General features: G+C 69.9%; 11 protein-coding genes. 4 read left to right on the top strand and 7 right to left on the bottom strand.

Going from position 1 to position 17,759, the window contains the following annotated elements:
• Positions 1-237: 237 nt before the first annotated feature.
• On the top strand, positions 238-1,710 hold the full coding sequence (locus tag ACFQUV_RS15320; protein ID WP_129607886.1) for a TolC family outer membrane protein: 1,473 nt from the start codon (positions 238-240) through the stop codon (positions 1,708-1,710).
• 59 nt (positions 1,711-1,769) lie between these two features.
• Here the strand turns inward: ACFQUV_RS15320 and ACFQUV_RS15315 are convergent, their stop codons facing one another.
• From ACFQUV_RS15315 to ACFQUV_RS15300, 4 genes are all read right to left on the bottom strand, one after another.
• The gene (locus tag ACFQUV_RS15315; protein ID WP_129607885.1) at positions 1,770-4,913 is read right to left on the bottom strand and encodes an efflux RND transporter permease subunit; all 3,144 of its coding nucleotides are present in this window, start codon (positions 4,911-4,913) and stop codon (positions 1,770-1,772) included.
• 180 nt (positions 4,914-5,093) lie between these two features.
• Positions 5,094-6,239 (bottom strand): efflux RND transporter periplasmic adaptor subunit, encoded by a 1,146-nt coding sequence (locus ACFQUV_RS15310; protein WP_165363779.1) that lies wholly within the window; start codon positions 6,237-6,239, stop codon positions 5,094-5,096.
• Between the two features lie 59 nt (positions 6,240-6,298).
• A complete protein-coding gene (locus ACFQUV_RS15305; RefSeq protein WP_129607883.1) occupies positions 6,299-7,564 on the bottom strand; it encodes an efflux RND transporter periplasmic adaptor subunit in 1,266 nt (421 codons plus the stop codon).
• A gap of 411 nt (positions 7,565-7,975) precedes the next feature.
• Positions 7,976-10,036, bottom strand: coding sequence for a carbohydrate porin (locus ACFQUV_RS15300; protein ID WP_129607882.1), 2,061 nt, complete (start codon positions 10,034-10,036; stop codon positions 7,976-7,978).
• Between the two features lie 363 nt (positions 10,037-10,399).
• On the opposite strand from ACFQUV_RS15300, the gene ACFQUV_RS15295 reads away from it, so the two are divergent.
• Genes ACFQUV_RS15295 through ACFQUV_RS15285 form a run of 3 tightly spaced genes read left to right on the top strand, consistent with a single transcriptional unit; the run spans position 10,400 to position 14,900 of the window.
• Positions 10,400-11,503 carry an efflux RND transporter periplasmic adaptor subunit gene (locus ACFQUV_RS15295; RefSeq protein ID WP_378395186.1) on the top strand — a complete coding sequence of 368 codons (1,104 nt, stop codon included), beginning with the start codon at positions 10,400-10,402 and terminating at the stop codon, positions 11,501-11,503.
• Complete coding sequence (locus tag ACFQUV_RS15290; protein WP_129607880.1) at positions 11,503-14,583, top strand: efflux RND transporter permease subunit; 3,081 nt, start codon at positions 11,503-11,505, stop codon at positions 14,581-14,583. Before ACFQUV_RS15295 ends, ACFQUV_RS15290 begins: the two co-directional genes overlap by 1 nt.
• Entirely contained in the window at positions 14,580-14,900 is a 321-nt protein-coding gene (locus ACFQUV_RS15285; RefSeq protein WP_111385374.1) for a DUF3240 family protein, read from the top strand. The genes ACFQUV_RS15290 and ACFQUV_RS15285 overlap by 4 nt, the downstream gene beginning before the upstream one ends.
• A 37-nt stretch (positions 14,901-14,937) precedes the next feature.
• Here the strand turns inward: ACFQUV_RS15285 and ACFQUV_RS15280 are convergent, their stop codons facing one another.
• The 3 genes from ACFQUV_RS15280 to ACFQUV_RS15270 form a co-directional block, all read right to left on the bottom strand.
• The gene (locus tag ACFQUV_RS15280) at positions 14,938-15,876 is read right to left on the bottom strand and encodes a hypothetical protein (RefSeq protein WP_244601466.1); all 939 of its coding nucleotides are present in this window, start codon (positions 15,874-15,876) and stop codon (positions 14,938-14,940) included.
• Between the two features lie 129 nt (positions 15,877-16,005).
• Complete coding sequence (locus ACFQUV_RS15275) at positions 16,006-16,878, bottom strand: metal ABC transporter permease (protein WP_111385375.1); 873 nt, start codon at positions 16,876-16,878, stop codon at positions 16,006-16,008.
• A complete protein-coding gene (locus ACFQUV_RS15270) occupies positions 16,875-17,756 on the bottom strand; it encodes a metal ABC transporter permease (RefSeq protein WP_129607879.1) in 882 nt (293 codons plus the stop codon). Before ACFQUV_RS15270 ends, ACFQUV_RS15275 begins: the two co-directional genes overlap by 4 nt.
• Positions 17,757-17,759 lie beyond the last annotated feature (3 nt).

Genomic DNA, 17,759 nt, shown 5'->3' with positions numbered 1-17,759 from the left:
CCCGCCGCGACAACCCGCCGCGATCTCGGCACCAACCCGGCATCCATCCGGCACCTCATGGCCGCGGCATTCGGGCCACGCCCGGCCGGATTCGCCTCGCCGCCCGGGCGGCCGTGGGGGACCTGTCAGTTAAATCGGTGTAAACACCTCGATCGGGCTGCCGGCCCGGCCCGACGGGCGACACGCCCGCTGCGACCGGCCGGCCGCCGCGGGGGCGTTACGACGAGAGTGCGGGGCATGGAGTCGTCAACGAAAGAACACGCCATCGGCGGCACGAGCAGGACGGGCGGCGGACAGCCGGGGGGCCGCGCCGAGCGCCACCGGCGCGGGCGCTCCCGGGGCGGCGCGCTCGGGCTCGTCGCCGCGGTGCTGATGCTTGCAGTCACGCCGGCCTCGGCGGCCGAGACCCTTCAGGCGGCGCTGGTGCGCGCCTATCAGACCAACCCGGTGCTCAATGCCGAGCGCGCCCGCCAGCGCGGCACCGACGAGAACGTCTCCATCGCGCTGTCCGGCTATCGCCCGCAGATCGAGCTGGGACTGAGCCCCAGCCTGATCGCGCTGCGCAACCTCGTCCCCGGCGGCGGCACCGAGCAGGCGACGCTGCGCGGCTACACGGCGCAGCTCACCATCACGCAGATCCTGTTCAACGGCTTCCGCACCGGCAACCAGGTCCGCCAGGCGGAGTCGCAGGTCCAGTCCGGCCGCGAGGCGCTGCGCGGGGTCGAGCAATCGGTGCTGCTCGATGCGGTGACGGCCTATATGAGCGTCGTCGCCAACCAGTCGCTGGTCGAGACGCAGCGCCTCAACCTGACCTTCCTCACCGAGACGCTGGCCACCACCCGCAAGCGCCTCGACGCCGGCGACGTGACGCCGACCGACGTGGCCCAGGCGGAGGCGCGGCTCGCCCGCGGCACCGCCGACCTCAACGCCGCCGAGGTGGCGCTGGCGATCAGCCAGGCCACCTACGAGCAGGTGATCGGCGCCCCGCCCGGCCGGCTGGCACTGGCCGAGCCGATCGACCGGCTGCTGCCCAAGCGCCGCGACGAGGCCATCACCCTGGCCCGCCGCGACAACCCGGCGATCCGCGGCGCCCAGTTCGACACCGATGTCGCCGTCTATGCCGTGAAGGTGGCCGAGGGCGCGCTCTATCCCACCATCGCGGTGCAGGGCACGCTGGCCTCGACCCGCAACACCGATACGACGCTCGGCTCCTCCGGCAACGATCAGGCCGCCCTGGTCGGCTCCCTCAACCTGCCGCTCTACGACGGCGGCCAGGCGGCCGCCCAGGTGCGGCAGTCCAAGGAGGTGCTGGGCCAGACCCGCATCGTGCTCGACCGCGTGCGCACGCAGACCAACACGGCGGCGGTCGCCGCCTTCGTCACCCACGAGGGCGCCAAGATCGCGGTGACGGCCGCCGAATCCGAGGTGCGGGCCGCCGGCATCGCGCTCGCCGGCGTGCAGCGCGAGGCCCAGGCCGGCCAGCGCACCACCCTCGAAGTGCTCAACTCGCAGCAGGACCTCAACGCCGCCCGCACCCGCCTGATCCTGGCCCAGCGTGACCGCGTCGTCGCCTCCTACACGCTGCTCGGCACCATCGGCCGGCTCGACCACAAGTCGCTCGGCCTGACGACGCCGAGCTACGAGCCGCAGGTGCACTATCAGCAGGTGCGCGACGCCTGGCACGGCCTGCGCACGCCGGACGGCCGCTGAACGCGGGCGGCGATCGACAACGAGTACGGCTGACGCGCCCGGCCGCGGCTGCGCACCGCTCAGTGCGCCACCACGGTGGTCTCGCTGCGGCCGACATTCGGCAGCACCAGGCGGGCGAGGCTCGGGATCACCAGCAGGCTGCATATCGGCGACAGCAACATGCCGCCGACGATGACGGCGGCGAGCGGCTGCTGCACCTGGGCGCCGATGCCGGTCGACACCGCCGCCGGCACCAGGCCGATGCAGGCCGAGAAGCCGGTCATGAAGATCTGCCGCATACGGGTCTCGGCCGCCCCGATGATGGCGCTCTCGGTGTCCTGCCCCTCGTCGACGGCGCGGCGGATATAGGAGACGAGCAGGATGCCGTCCATCGCCGACACGCCGAACAGCGAGATGAAGCCGACCGCCGCCGAGACGCTGGCGTTGAGCCCCGCCACGTAGAGCCCGATGATGCCGCCGGCCACCGCGAACGGGATGCCGGACAGCGCCAGGAGGCTGTCGCGCACGCTGTTGAACAGGCTGTAGAGCAGCATCACGATCATCAGCAGGCTGAGCGGCACGATGAGGGCGAGGCGCGCCTTGGCCTCCTGGAGCGCCCCGTACTCGCCCGCCCAGTCGAGCCGGTAGCCGGGCGGCAGCGGCACCTTGTCGGCGATCCGCTGCTGGGCGTCGGCGACCGTCGAGCCGAGGTCGCGCTCGCGCACGCTGTACTTCAGCGGCACGAAGCGCTGGCTGTTCTCGCGGTAGATGTAGGCGGCCCCGGTGATCAGCCGGACGTCGCCCAGCTCGCCGAGCGCCACATAGGGGGTCGGCGCCTTGGGGTCGCTGCTCGGCAGCGCCACCGGGATCGAGCGGATGGCATCGATGTTGCGGCGATACTCCGGCGCCAGCCGCACCGTGAGGGCGAAGTTCATCTCGCCCTCGTAGACGCGCGCCACCTCCTGGCCGCCGATCGCCGCCTGCACGACCGCGTTGATGTCGGCGATCGAGAAGCCGTAGCGGGCCGCCTTGGCGCGATCGATGCGGATGACGAGATTGGGCTGGCCGAGCAGGCTGAAGGCGGCCGGATCGGTGACGCCCGGCACCTGGCCGATCTCCGCCTTGACGGTCTTCGACAGGCGCTCCAGCTCGACGAGATCGCGGCCGAAGATCTTGACCGAGTTCTCGCCCTTCACGCCCGACACGGCCTCCTCGATGTTGTCCTGAATGTACTGCGAGAAGTTGAAGTCGATGCCGACGAACTCGCGGTTGAGCCGCTCGCCCAGCGAGCGCACCAGCTTCTCCTTGGTCATGCCGGCCGGCCACTCGTCGGCCGGCTTCAGCGGCACGAAGAACTCGGCCAGGAACGAGCCGTCCGGGTCGGTGCCGTCGTCACCGCGCCCCTGCTCGGAGAACACGGTGCGCACCGGCTCGTAGCTGCGGATCACGTCGCGGATGCGCGCCACCGTCTCGATGCCGGCCTCCAGCGTGATGGTCGGCGGCATCATGGCGCGAATCCACAGGTTGCCCTCCTCCAGCTTGGGCAGGAACTCGGTGCCCAGCCGCAGGCCGGCGAAGCTGCACAGCACCAGGAAGGTCGCGGCCACCGCGAGCGACACCCGATAGAAGCGCACGGCCCGCGGCAGGATCGCCATATAGATCCGGCGCAGCCCGCGCACCAGCAGGGTCTCCACCTCGGCCACCCGCTCCGGCAGCAGGATGCTGGACAGCACCGGCGTCACCGTGAAGGTGGCGATGACGGCGCCGATCAGCGCGTAGGCATAGGTGCGCGCCATCGGCCCGAAGATCTGCCCTTCGACGCCGCGCATGGCGAACAGCGGCAGGAAGGCCGCGATGGTGATCAGCACCGAGAACAGGATCGCCTTGTCGACCTCGACGGCCGCCACCAGGATGCGGTGCAGGCGGTCGCCCAACCGCAGTGCGGTGCCGGAGGCCGACGGCAGAACCCCGTCCCGCTGGTGGGAGAGGTGCCGGTAGATGTTCTCCAGCATGATCACCGTGGCGTCGATGATGATGCCGAGATCGATGGCGCCGACCGACAGGAGGTTGGCGGATTCGCCGCGCAGCACCGTGATGATGACGGCCAGGAACAGCGCCACCGGGATGGTGGCGGCGACGATGATGGCGCTGCGCAGGTTGCCGAGGAACACCCACTGGATGACGAAGATCAGCGCGATGCCGAACAGCATGTTGTGCAGCACGGTGCGCACCGTGACGGCGACCAGGTCGCCGCGGTCGTAGAACGGCACGATCTTGACGCCGGGCGGCAGGCTGCCGTCGTTGTTGAGCCGCTCCACCGCCTCGCGCACCCGGGTCACCACCTCCATGGTGCGCTCGAACTTCTGCATCAGCACGATGCCGGTGACCACGTCGGTCTTGTCGTCGCGGCCCGCCATGCCGAGCCGGGGCGCGAAGCCGATCTGCACGTTGGCGACGTCCGACAGCATCACCGGCACGCCGCCCTGCTGGGTCAGCACGATGTTGCGGATGTCGTCGAGCGAGGACGCGACACCGATGCCGCGGACATTGACCTGCTGCTCGCCCATCGAGATGGTGCGACCGCCGACATTGGAGTTTCCGGCCGAGATGGCGGCGATGATCTGCGGCATGGTGATGCCGTGCGCCATCATCCGCACCATGTCGATCTCGGCCTGGATCTCCTTGGTCTTGCCGCCGAGCACCAGCACGTCGGAGACGCCGGGCACGATGCGCAGGCGCCGCTCCACCACCCAGTCCTGGAGCGTCTTGAGCTCCATCACGCTCATGCCGGGCGGGCCGACCAGCTCGTAGCGGAAGATCTCGCTGATGGTGCCGGCCGGCGAGATCACCGGCTGCACCCCGGCCGGCAGGTCGGCGTCCTTGAGGCGGTTGAGCGCCTGCTGACGGACGAAGTGGTAGTCGCGGCCATACTCGAACTGGAGCCGCACGAAGCTCAGCGCATAGACCGTGTTGGAGCGGATGAACTTGAGGCCGGGCGTCGACGCCACCGCCACCTCGATCGGGATGGTGACGTAGCGCTCCATCTCCTCGGGCGACTGGCCGGGCCGCTGGGCGATGATCTCGATGATGGGCGGCGCCGGGTCCGGATAGGCCTCGATGTTGAGGCCCATGAAGGCGGCGACGCCGAGCCCGACGAACGCCACATAGGCGATCAGCACCAGCGGGCGGCGCGACAAGCAGAACGCGATGAGTTGGCGCAACATCGAACCGACGAACCCGTGCCCTGCTGAAGCATCTTCCGGCGAAGCGGATTCCGGTTCGCCGTCGAAAATGCGATGTCGTATGGACTTCTGGAGCGAAGCCGGTGTGCCCGAACCTCGCCCCTCGCTGTCCCCGTATGGTTCCCTCTCCGGCGGCGCCCGCGCGCGCCGGCGAGAGCCGCTCTACTGCTGCCACTCGTTCTCGATGAAGATGGCCCCGACCCCGACCACCGTGTCACCGAGCCCGAGTCCCTGGCGTATTTCGAACAAGCCGTCCTGCTCCACCCCGAGCACCACGGTGCGACGCTGGAACACCAGCGGCTCGGTCTCCACCCACACCACGTCGCGCACCCCCTCGCGGATCACCGCCCGGGTCGGCACCGCGGGTGCGGTGCGCACCACCGCCGTGTCGATCCGCACGGTGGCGAACATCTCGGCCTTGAGGGCGCGATCCTGATTGGGCAGGGTGGCGCGCACCACGACGCGGTGGGTGGTCGGGTCCGAGACGGCGCCGATCACCGCCACCTGCGCCTCGTAGGTGCGCCCCGGCAGCGCCGAGACGGTGACCTCGATACGGTCGCCCGGCGTCACCGCGGCGAGATCGGCCTCCGGCAGCAGCGCCTTCAGCCACATGGTCGAGAGATCCGAGAGCGCGTAGAGCGGCTCCGACAGCTCGCCGCGCACATGCTGGCCGGGCGCCACCTTGCGGGCCGTGACGGTGCCGGCGATCGGGGCGCGGATCACCACCAGGCGGCTGGTGACGCCGCGCGCCGCCAGCTCGCCGATCTCGGCATCGCTGCGACCGATGATGCGCAGCCGCTGCCGCGTCGCCTCCAGCGCCGTCTCGGCGGCGCGGACATCGTTCTCGGCGGCGACGAGCTGGGCCTGCGCCTGCTGCCAGTCCTTGAGGGCGCCGGCCTTCTGCTCATAGAGGCCGCGGCTGCGGCTTTCCGCCGTGCGGGCGAGATCGAGCTGGCTGCGCGCCTTGCCGAGCGCCGAGACGGCGGCGACGTGATCGTTCTGCGGCGGCAGCACGTCCGGACTGTCGATCTCGACCAGCGGCGCGCCGGCCGCCACCGTCTCGCCGAGGCGGGCGACCAGGCGCACCACCCGGCCCGAGAACGGCGACGACACCACGGTGGTGGCATCCTCGTCGTAGCCGATCTGGCCGATCGCGGTCTTGCGCACCCGGAACAGGTGGGGCTCGACCTTGGCGAGCCCGATCTGATGCATCTGGTCGGGAATCACGCGAACGCGGTCGCCACTCTTGCCGGCCACCATGGCGATCGCGGCCGCGGCCCAGCCGCAGGCGACGGCGGCCACCAGCATCGCGGTCGCGACGGCACGCGGGCCGTGGGGCCGGATCGGGCATCGACGACCGGGCCTCATCAGCGTCCGCTCGCGATGCGGTCGATCAGCAGCCCGCCGCCGGTGACGACGCGCTCGCCGGGGGCGAGGCCCTCGACGATCTGCACCATGCGCTGATCGACGGCGCCGACCGTGACCGGCCGCAGCTCGAGGGTGCGGTCGTCGCGCGCCACCCAGACCCGTGCGCCGTGACCCTCGACGATGACGGCATCCTGGGGAACGCCGGCGGCGAGCACGATCCCGTTGGTCGCGATGGTGACGCTCGCCAGCATCTCGGGCTTGAGCAGCCCGTCGGCGTTGTCGATGTCGGCGCGCACCAGCAGCCGCCGGCTGACGCCGTCGATCTCCGCCGCCACGTAGTCGATGCGGCCGGTGAAGACGCGGTCCGGATGGGCCGGCACCGTGAAGGAGAGCGGCTGCCCGACGCGGATCTTGCCGGCCTCGGTCTCGCGCACATAGGCGCACAGGCGCACGGTGGCGAGATCGCCGATCACCAGCACCGGCTCGCTGGCGCCCGCGGTGATGTATTGGCCGGGGCCGATGCGGCGCTGCATCACCACGCCCGACAGGGGGGCACGCACCGCCATCTCCGGATCGATGCGGCCTTCGGCCTCCAGCCGCGCCACCGCGGCATCGTCCGCCCCCAGGAGCCGCAGGCGATCGCGCGCGACGTCGCGCGCCGTCTCGGCGGCCCGCAGATCGCCGAGCGCGGCGGCGAGCGTCGCCTGGGCCTGCTGCGCCTCCTTGAGCGGCGCCGCTCGCGCCTCGACGAGATCGCGGCTGCGGCGGTCGGCGATGCGGGCGAAGTCGAGCGCGGCGTGCGCCTTGGCGAGACCCGTCACGGCCGCCACATGGGCGTTCTGAGCCTGCACCATGTCGTTGGCCTCGACCACGAACAGGGTGCGGCCGGGCGTGACGGCGTCGCCGATCCGCACGTCGATGCGGGTCACCCGCCCCGCATAGGGAGAGAAGATCGGAGTGGTCCGGTCCTCGTCGATCTGGATCTTGCCCTCGGTGACGTGCTGCGAGCGGAACGCCCGCTCGGCCACCGGCTGCACCGTCAGGGTGGCCCATTCGGCGTCCTTGGGGCGGTAGAAGCCGGTGCGTTGCAGCGACGCGACGACGCCCGGCACCACGGCGGCGCCCGACCCCACCGGATGGCTCGTCACCCGCCAGGTCGCGCCAGCACCGGCCGCGACCGCGAGCAGCAGCGCCACGCCCCCGATCCGCCACTGCCAGGCGAAACGGGCCGGCGCACCGCCCGGAACGAGGCGCACCTCCGTCATGGCGCGATTTGCCGGGCTGACCCCGGCGCCGAGACGCACGCCCGGTCGGGCCGAACGGTCACGGCCTCCGACGAGACGCGCCGCAAGGGGACGGTCGATGGCATGCTGCGCGTTCCGCTGATTGGACGTTCGGGTGAGATGCCGATGTCGAGACGAGCCCGCGCCGGCGGATCGAAAGAGCGGCCGGCCATCCCCCAGCAGCCGGCCGTCTTACATAAGGCTGACGCTAACCCTCTCGCCTTACACGAACCTTACAACGAGCTGACGACGGCGTCCTGCGGCCCTGCATAGGGGCGCAGCGGCGACGCGCCGCAGCGATGCATCACCGCGGCGACGGCGGCCGGCGGGGCCGCGACCCCGGGCCCGGGGCGAAGCTGAACGTTTCTTCAGGAAGAACCCACGTTGTCGCCCTCAGAACGCGGTGCGAAGCCGCGTCCCGAAGATCGACACCGGCCCGCGGTCGGTGTTGTAGGCCGGGTTGGCGATGAACTGATAATCCAGGGTCACGCGCCAGCTCGCCACCGGCAGACTGTAATAGACCTCGACGATCTTCTCGAGTCCCGGATTGGGTAGCTTGCCGTCGCCCAGGATGGCGGTGAGCCCGCCGGCGTCCAGATAGGCGATGTGCGAGGCGCCGATCTGGTTGACCACGCCGGCGATGCCGACCGTGTCGTCGGGCCGCCCCCAGAGCCGCCCGGACAGAGCGGCGCCCAGCACGGCGGTGCGGTCGACGTCCGTGAAGGCGTTGGTCTCCAGCTCGCGATCGTTGAAGCCGGCGCGGGCGAACACCCCGATGTCACGGGTGATCTGCTGCTCCAGGTTGGCCGAGAGGCCGGTCTTGCCGGTGTAGCGCCGCACCGCGGCAAGCTCCGGTGTGGTGCCGGTCGCCTGGCCGAGCAGCACGGCGTCCTCGAAGCGCCCGAGCCGGGCGCGGCTGAGGAAGCCGGTGACGGCGAGCTTGCCCGGCCGCCCCCACAAGGTGTAACGGCGCTCCACCTCGCCGATGAGCTGGAACTGCTGGAAGGTCGGATCGAGATCGGTGCTGTTGGGGACCTTCGGCAGGTCGAACACGCCGGCCCGCACGGTCCACGGCCCGCGATACCACTCGACCGCCGCCCCATAGGTGAAGGCCCAGGCATCGGCCGCATAGTCGAAGGTGGCGGTGTCGACCACGGCCCAGTTCAGGAAGTCGGTGCGCGGATCGTGCGCATACTTGTTGGTGTCGAAGATGTCGACGCTGGAGAACTTGCCGACGGTGAACACCAGGCGGTCGGACGACTGGCTGCCGCCGAACTGGTTGGCTCCGCCCTCGACCTTCTCGATCTCGCCGCCGAGATCGATGGTCTGACGCAGGAACGTCCGGGTCAGTCGCGCATACGGATAGGCGGAGCCGACCTTGTAGGCTTCGGCGCTCGGGAAGCCGGCGATGCCGAAGGTGTTGCTCAGGCCGAAGCCCTGGTCGATCTCGGGGTTCACCCACAGCTCGGCGCCCTCCCACAGCCGCGCCCCGAGATAGAAGGTGACGTCCCAGGTCTGCCGCCCGATGTTGGGCTGGAAGCTGTTCGGCCCCGAATAGGGCGATCGGAACGGCGCCGCATACTGGATCGTGAAGGTGCTCTGGCCATGGACGCGGATGCGGTCCTGCTCCAGCGGCAAGAGGCCGTCGGACAGCAGGTTCGGGATCTTGGTGGCCTCGCCGATGTGGTAGTTCAGCCCCAGCCGGATGCTGTGGAGCGAGAGGTCCGACGAGACGATGTGGCCGACCGTGGGCCACGCCACCTGCTGGGCGCCGAAGCCCGTGTAGAGATATTCGGCCCGCGCCGTCCAGGCCGGCGACAGCGGAATCTCGACGCCGCCGCCCACCGCATAGCCGAGCCGCCACAACCGCGCCGCCACGGTGCCGTCGGCCTCCTCCTCGCCGAGCGCCGCGCCCGGATTGGTGGTGAGGCTCAGCCGGTCGTAGCTCCAGGCGAAGCCGGCGGTGCCGTAGAGGAGCCAATGATCGAAGGCGTAGCCGATCCGCCCCCGCACCGTACCCGACAGGATCGATCGCGCGGTCAGCTCCACGGGGCCGGCCGCGGAGGTCTCGAACGGGCGGGCGCCGCCGATCAGATTGGGGGCCGAGACGTCGACCTCGATGCCGAGCATCAGCCGCGACGGGAGCACATGCGTATAGCCGGCTTGCAGGCCGAGGCTGTAGCTCCCGGTGCCCTTGAACGCCTCGTAGGCATTGAACATGTCGACGGTGCCGGCCGACACGCCACCGGCGGTATCCACCGCCGACCAGTCCGAGCGGCCGGTGACGTAGCCGAAATGAGCGCCGAGATGGAAGCCGTTCCAATCGTACGGCGCCGGCGAAGACGGTAACCATGACGGACGCGGCTGGAGATCGGCCGCCGACGCAAAGTTGGACGCGCCGACGAGCAGTGCGAGACCTGAAGCCGTGTTGAGAATGCGTCGCGTCACCAGCATGACACCCTCGACGAAACAAAGTCTTGCGGGGACCTAAGACATGGCCGGCTGCCGTTGGCCAGTATGGCACGGCAGCACGACATGCGTTCGGTCGTGATGTGTCGCGGACGCAACAGGACCACTGCGCGTGGCGCCTGTCGACACGCTCTCCCACCTGTCGCAACAGCGTGAAAGTCCCTCCGCGACGGGGCGGGACGCCTACGACTCCGATATGACGATTGCACGACAATGCCGCGACGCCGGCGGCGTCAGCCTCCTGTCAGCCGTCCAGTCGCAGATTGCACCCGACGATCGATCGGCCACATCGGATCTCGATCGGCCGACACCCAACTCACAATGCGATTGATTTCCATGCGGAATGCCTTGCCTCGCGCCCCCCTCGGACTCGCTGCGGCCGCCCTGCTGCTGGCCGCCGCGCCGGCCTGGGCGGGCGACGACATCAACCTGTCACAGACCCAGATCGAGCGCGTCGGCATCGAGACGTCCCGGGTCGAGGAGCGCGCGGCGTCGCTGGGCCTGCGGTTTCCGGCGCGCGTCGTGGTGCCACCCAATCGCACCAGGCTGATCAACGCGCCGCTCGGCGGCCGCATCGAGACCATGGCGGTGCGCATCGACGAGCCGGTGCGAACCGGCCAGGTGCTGGCCGAACTACAGAGCCCGGCATTGGCGCAGGCACAGGCCGAGTTCCTGGTGGCCTCGAGCAAGGAGCAGCTCTTGCGCGAGACCTTCGAGCGCGAGCAGTCGCTCGCCCCGGCCGGCGCCGTGCCACGCAAGCAGGTGATCGCCACCGGGAACGAATACGCCCAGGCGCGCGCCACCACGGCCGAGCGCCGGCAGGCGCTGCGCCATTACGGGATGAGCGACGCGGCGATCGACGAGATCGCCGCGACCCGCGCGCTCGATTCGCGGCTCGTCGTCACCGCGCCGGCCGACGCCGTGGTGATCGAAACGATGGCGGCCCCCGGCCAGACCGTCGAGGCGCTCGCCTCGCTCTATCGCCTGGCTCAGCTCGATCAGCTCTGGATGGAGATCCAAGTGCCGGCGGCCCGCGCCGCGAAGTTCAAGGCGGGCGCCGCCGTGACCATCGAGGACAGCACCGTCCAGGGCCGCGTGGTCTCGGTCGGCGCCACCGTCGATCAGACCGCCCAGACCGTGACGGTGCGGGCCGAATGCACCACCGCCTGCGACACGCTGCGGCCCGGCCAGGTGATCGAGGCGCGGATCGCGCCGAACGGCGGGAGCGAAGCCGAATGGCGCGTGCGAGCGGGATCGGTGGTTCGGCGTGGCAGCGACACCTTCGTGTTCGTGCAGACGCCGACCGGCTTCGTGGCCACCCCGGTGGTGGTGCACGAGGAGATGCCGGAGTTCACCGTGGTGAGCGGCGGATTCCAGGGTGGCGAGAAGATCGCGGTCCGCGGTCTGGCGGCGCTGAAGGGCGCCTGGCAGGGTCTCGGGGGCGTCGACTGATGCTCGACCGCCTCGTCGAATTCTCGCTGGCCCACCGCCTGCTGGTCGTGCTCGCAACCATCGTGCTGATCGGCGCCGGGACCTATGCGTTCCAGCAGCTTCCCATCGACGCCTTCCCGGACGTGTCGCCCGTCCAGGTCAAGGTCATCGCCAAGGCGCCGGGCATGACGCCCGAGGAGGTGGAGACCCGCGTCACCGCTCCGCTCGAGCTGGAGCTGCTCGGCATCCCCCACAAGAGAATCCTGCGCTCGGTCACCAAATACGCGCTCGCCGACGTCACCGTCGACTTCGAGGAGGGTGTCGACATCTACTGGGCCCGCAATCAGGTGGCGGAGCGCCTCGCCGGCGTCGTCAAGGACATGCCGGCCGGGGTCGATGCCGGGTTGGCGCCGATCACGACGCCGCTCGGCGAGATGTTCATGTTCACCATCGAGGGCGGCGACCTGTCGCTGGCCGAGCGTCGCACCCTCCTCGACTGGACGATCCGGCCGGCGCTGCGCACCCTGCCCGGCGTCGCCGACGTCAACTCGCTCGGCGGCCATGTGCGCAGCTTCGAGGTGGTGCCCGACAATCTCGCCATGGCGGCGCGCGGCATCTCGGTCGAGATGCTCCAGAAGGTGCTCGGTGCCAACAACCGCAGCGGCGGCGCCGGCCGCCTCGCCGAGGGCGAGGAGGTTCTGCTGGTGCGCGTCGACGGCGGTGTCAAGGCGCTCGACGATCTGCGCGCCATCGTGGTGGCGGCCCGCGACGGCGGCATCGTCCGGGTCGGCGACGTGGCGGAGGTGCGCATCGGCAGCATCACCCGCTACGGCGCCGTCACCCGCGACGGTGTCGGCGAGGCCGTGCAGGGCCTGGTGCTGGGCCTGCGCGGCGCCAATGCCCGCGACGTCGTGCAGAGCGTCCGCGCCAAGCTCGCCGAGCTGAAGCCGACACTTCCGGCCGGGGTCGAGCTGCGCATCTTCTACGACCGCGGCGACCTCGTCTCGCGCGCGGTCGGCACCGTCACCCGCTCGCTGATCGAGGCGATCGTGCTGGTGATGGTGCTGCTGGTGCTGTTCCTCGGCGACTGGCGGGCGGCCCTGGTGGTCTCCGCCACCCTGCCGCTGTCGGCGCTGGCCACCTTCGTGCTGATGCGTCAGGTCGGCATGTCGGCCAACCTGATGAGCCTCGGCGGCCTCGCCATCGCCATCGGCATGCTGATCGATGCCTCGGTGGTGGTGGTCGAGAACATCGTGGCGCATCTGGAGCACGACAAGCACCACACCCGCGTGCCCTTCCTACACCGCATCTTCCACGCCATGCGCGAGGTGGCGGTGCCGGTCACCTCCGGCATCACCATCATCATCATCGTCTTCCTGCCGCTGATGTCGTTGCAGGGCCTGGAGGGCAAGCTGTTCATCCCGGTGGCGCTCGCCATCGTGTTCGCGTTGGCCAGCTCGCTGCTGCTGTCCCTCACCGTGATTCCGGTGCTCGCCTCGCTGCTGCTGCGTCCCGGCGGCCATGGCGAGACCTGGCTGGTGCGACGCACCGGCGCCCTCTACGAGCCGGTGCTCGGCTTCGCGCTGCGCCGCGAGAAGACCGTGCTGATCGCCGCCGTGGTGGCCTTCGTGGCGACCGCCTTCGCCTATGGCCAGCTCGGCAAGACCTTCATGCCGGTGATGGAGGAGGGCACCCCCATCGTCGGTGTCGAGAAGCTGCCGTCCATCGGGCTCGACCAGAGCCTGGCGATGGACCTGAAGATCCAGACCGCCATCATGGCCGATGTTCCGGAGGTGACCGGCATCGTGGCGCGCACCGGCTCGGACGAGCTCGGGCTCGACCCGATGGGGTTGAACCAGACCGACACCTATCTGCTGCTCAAGCCGACCGAGGAGTGGCGGCGACCGGGCGACAAGGAGTGGCTCGTCGGCGAGCTGCGCAAGTCACTCTCCCAGATGCCGGGTGTCGGCTTCAGCTTCACCCAGCCGATCGAGATGCGCGTGCAGGAGATGATCATCGGCGCCCGCGGCGACGTGGTGGTGAAGATCTTCGGTCCCGAGATCCCGGTGCTCAACGACCTCGCCGAGCGTATCACCGACGTCCTCAAGGCGATCCCCGGGTCACAGGATGCCCGCACCACCCTCAACACCGGCAGCCAGTATCTCGGCGCCCGCATCGACCGGCTGCGCGCCGGCCGGCTGGGGCTCGACGTCGACGGTCTCACCGAGGCGTTGCGCACCCAGATCGAGGGCAAGACGCTCGGCATCGTGGTCGAGGAGGGGCGGCGTACGCCTGTGCTGCTGCGCGGCACCGAGGCGCTGCGCGAGTCGCCGGTGCGGTTCGGCGACATCAGCCTGGTGCTCGCCGACGGCAAGGCGGTGCCGCTGACCAGCGTCGCCAAGCTGGAGCGCGTCGACGGGCCGGTGAAGATCGACCGCGAGAACGGCCGCCGGCTCGCCCTGGTGCAGAGCAATGTCGGCGGTCGTGATCTCGTCGGCTTCGTCGACGAGGCCAAGCGGCTGGTTGCCGAGAAGGTGCCGCTGCCGGAGGGCTACACCCTCACCTGGGGCGGCCAGTTCGAGAACCAGCAACGTGCCGCCGCGAGGCTCGGCATCGTGGTGCCGATCGCGCTGGTGATGATCTTCCTGCTCCTGTTCGCCACCTTCGTGTCGGTGCGTCAGGCCGTGCTGGTGTTCGTCAACATCCCGTTCGCGCTGATCGGGGGGGTGTTCAGCCTGCTCGCCTCCGGCGAGTACCTGTCGGTGCCGGCGTCGATCGGCTTCATCGCACTGCTCGGCATCGCGGTGCTCAATGGCCTCGTGCTGGTGTCGTGCTTCAATCAGCTCCGCGACGAGGGCATGGCGATCGACGAGATCGTGGTCACCGGGGCGCGGCGGCGGTTGCGGCCGATCCTGCTCACCGCCAGCATCACGGCCTTCGGCCTGGTGCCGCTGCTGTTCGCCGAGGGGCCGGGCTCCGACGTGCAGCGGCCGCTTGCCGTCGTGGTGATCGGCGGTCTGGTCAGCTCCACGGCGCTGACCCTGCTGATCCTGCCGATCCTCTATCGCCGCTTCGGCCTGCCGAAGGAGCGCCGCGCATGAGCCCGACCCAGACTCATCTCGCCCTCATCCTGCGTGTGCCGGCTGCCCTCGAAGAGGCGATCGAGGGCCTGTTGCTGGAGAACGACGCCGCCGCGAGCGCCGGCTTCGTGTCGCGCGACGTTCGTTTCCACGGCGATGCCGCCGCCTATCAGACCATCATCGAGCAGGTGCGCGGCTATACCCGCATGGTGGAGATCACCATCGGGCTGCCGGAGGTTGAGATCCGCGCCCTGCTGGCCTCCCTGCGGGAGACCTTCCCGGGTCGCGGCCTCACCTTCCATGTGGTGCCGATCGTCGAGGCCGGTCCGATCGGCTGAGCGGTGGCCGCGGACGACCGCGACCACCCGTCACAGCTCAGAAATGCGCCGTCAGCCGCAGCAGCGCCTGCACCCGCTCGTAGTTGACGAGATCGAGCGAGGCCGGATCGCCGACGGCCTTGCCGGCCACCTGATAGTTCACCGTGCCCGACAGGCCGAGCACCTTGGACAGCTTCATCGAGAAGGTGGGGCCGACATAGAGCGCCTCGCCGCACAGCCGGTCGATGCCCATGCCGTCATAGGCGCGCAGATAGCGCGCCTCGCCGCCGATCAGCACGTTCGGCATGAGCTGCCACGACAGCGCCCCATGGATCGCCACCTCGGAATCGTGCCCCCACGCCCGGGTGCCGAGGAACCGCGACGCGCCGCCCGCGTAGCCGAGATTGACGGCGCCGAACAGCTTGTCCGGAATGATCTCCTTGTCCATCAGCAGAGAGGCGACAATGCCATAGCTCTCGGTGCGCTGGCCGGTCATCTCGTCGATCAGGCCCCAGATCGGCTCGACATTGACGGTGAGGCCGAACGGCGCGACATGCCGGTCCAGCACCTTGTAGCGGACCTCGACGGATGCCTCGTGCAGACCGGCCTCGCCATGGTCGTCGATGCCGGGGACGCCGCGGATGCGATGCGACCCGAAGGTGAAGCCCGGCGCGATGCGCAGGTTGTCGGTGACCGTGTATTTCAGGTGCACATGGGTGCCGGTGGAGAAGAACGTCCCGAACCGCTTGCCGATCCCGGAGAAGGTCTCCAGCTCCAGCTCCAGATCACCCTTGTCGCCGATGTCGGACCCCATGGTGATGCCGAAGATGTGCTCGGTGTCGACCTCGTCGTGATGGTTCCCGGCGGCCGCCGCGACCGCGACGCCACCGCTCCACAGCAGCGCGACCCCGGCGATCGTCCCGACGCGCCGTCGCGCGTGCCCTCTGCCTCGCCCCCGTGTCGCGGGTCCGCTCCCGTTGCTGCGCTTGCTCGTCATCCCCCGTCCCCCTCGATGCGGACCATGCGGTGGCCCGCGGCTCCGATGCGTGACCGAGCGGTTCGCTCGCGTCAATTATAATACCTTTAAGGTCAATAGGTTGGAATTAGTCCAAGGCGATCCTCCGGGTTACTCGGCAGGGCTGCGGCTCGCCGCCGGCGCGGTGCGTCGGCGCGCCAGCATGCCGTGACGCGGGGCCAGCAGCGCGGCGGCGACGAACTGCGCGGCCTGCACCAGCACGATCGCGGCGCCGGGCGCAGCGTCGACATGGAAGCTCACCAGCGTTCCGATGATCGCCGACGCGACCGCCGTCGACGCCGCGATCACCAGCATGCGGCCGAAGCGATCAGTCAGCATGTACGCCGTGGCGCCGGGGCCGATCAGCATGGCGACCACCAGGATGATGCCCACCGCCTTCAGCGACGCCACGATGGTGAGGGCCAGCAGCACCAGCAGGCCGTAATGCAGCGTCCGCACCGGCAGCCCGATGGTACGGGCGTGGCCGGGATCGAAGCACCAGACCAGCAGGTCGCGCCACCGCGCCAGCACCACGACGAGCGTGCCGCCGGCCACGATCGCGGTCTCGATCAGGTCGCGCGTGCTGGTGCCGAGCACATTGCCGAACAGGATGTGGTCGAGATGCTGGTCGGTGTCCACCTTGGTGAACAGCACCAGGCCGAACCCGAACAGGCCGGAGAACACGATGCCCATCACGGTGTCCTCCTTGATCCGGCTGTTCTGCTTCAGATAGCCGGTGAGGAGCGCGCAGGAGAGCCCGGCCGCGAAGGCGCCCAGCACGAGCGGCAGGCCCGCCACATAGGCGAGCACGATGCCGGGCAGCACCGCATGCGAGATGGCGTCGCCCATCAGCGACCAGCCCTTGAGCACCAGATAGCAGGACAGCACCGCGCACACGGCGGCGACCACGACCGACACCGCGAGGGCGCGCTGCATGAACGGATAGGCGAGCGGGCCGGTGATCCAGTCGAGCATCGTCGTCATCGCACACCCCCCACCGAGGCGACGTCTTGCGCGGCGGCGCGGCGGCGCGCCGCCAGAAGGCCGTGCTTCGGAGCCAGCAGGAAGGCGGCGAGGAACAGCAGCGTCTGCAACGACACGATGACGCCGCCGGTCGCCCCGTCGAGGAAATAGCTGAGATAGGCACCGACCGCGCTGGTGGTGATACCGATCGCCACGGCGAGCCCGATCAGCCGGCCGAAGCGATCGGTGAGAAGGTAGGCGGTCGCGCCAGGAGTCACCACCATGGCGATCACCAGGCACGCGCCCACGGTCTGGAGCGCCGCCACCGTGCAGGCGGCGAGCAGGGTGAAGAACACCACCTTGAGCGCCGTCACCGGCAGGCCGATGCTGCGCGCATGCGCCTCGTCGAAGAAGGTCACCATCAGGTCCTTCCAGATCACCGCCAGAACGGCGAGCGAGACCGTCGCGATGATCACCACCTGCACCACGTCCTCGTCCGCGATGGCGAGGATGTTGCCGAGCACGATGGTCTGGATGCTGACCGCGGTCGGCCGGATCGAGGCGATCAGCAGGCCGAGGGCGAACAGCGTGGTGAAGACGAGGCCGATGACGGCGTCCTCGCGCAGCCGCGTCTGCCGGCGGACGAACAGCATGGCGAGCGCGGCGAGAAGCCCTGCCGCAAAGGCCCCGACCGAGAACGGCGCGCCGACGATCGCCGCCACGGCGACACCGGGAACAATCGAATGGGCGAGCGCGTCACCCATCAGCGACCAGCCCTTGAGCATCAGGAAGGCGGAGAGGAACGCGCAGGTGCCGCCGACCAGCGCGCTGACCCAGATGGCCTTGCGCATGTAGTCGTACGCGAAGGGCACCAGCAGCTCGGCGACGAGCCCGTCCATGGG

The sequence above is a fragment of the Rhodoplanes sp. P11 genome (assembly GCF_964266735.1).
Lineage (GTDB): Bacteria > Pseudomonadota > Alphaproteobacteria > Rhizobiales > Xanthobacteraceae > Rhodoplanes > Rhodoplanes serenus.
This window is presented reverse-complemented; position numbering and strand designations above follow the sequence as displayed.